1 protein-coding gene is annotated in these 567 nt (G+C 37.2%); it reads left to right on the top strand.

Annotated elements, in window-relative coordinates; all coding sequences use genetic code 11:
* On the top strand, positions 1 to 567 hold a 567-nt coding region (locus V7183_RS24970), incomplete at both ends, for a thermonuclease family protein (RefSeq protein ID WP_335361215.1).

The raw sequence follows: 567 nt of genomic DNA, 5'->3' as shown, positions 1-567 counted from the left end.
AAAGAAAGCAGAAGAATTAAAGAAACAACAAGAGAGCAGTACATATGAGGAAGTTCCTGTAGAAGAGCGTGAGAACTATACGCCAAATGCGACTGAAAATAAAGTACAGAACACTGCATTAGTTAATGATGCAAGTACACAAGTTGCAGATGAGAAGAGTAAAATGAATCAAAATCGTGTTGTGAATGCAACTGTTGTGAAGAATATAGATGGCGACACATTAAAGGTGAAATTAGAAAACGGTAAAGAAGAAACAGTACGTTTTCTTCTTGTTGATACACCTGAAACAAAACATCCCCGTTTAGGCGTACAACCATTTGGGCCTGAAGCAAGCGCATTTACAAAAAAATATGCAAGTGTAGGTAAGCAAATTCAGCTTGAATTAGATGTAAGTGAGCGTGAAAAGTACGGTCGTTTATTAGCGTATGTATGGGTGGATGGGCAAATGTTAAATCGTATGCTAATTGATCAAGGATTGGCTCGTGTTGCATATGTATATGCACCAAATACGAAGTATGTAGATTATTTAAGAGAAGCACAGAAAAAAGCACAAGCGGCTAAAAAAGG

The sequence above is a fragment of the Bacillus sp. JJ1127 genome, from assembly GCF_036965845.1.
Classification (GTDB): Bacteria; Bacillota; Bacilli; order Bacillales; family Bacillaceae_G; genus Bacillus_A.
The sequence above is the reverse complement of the archived record's forward strand: the minus strand, read 5'-3'. Positions and strand labels throughout refer to the sequence as shown.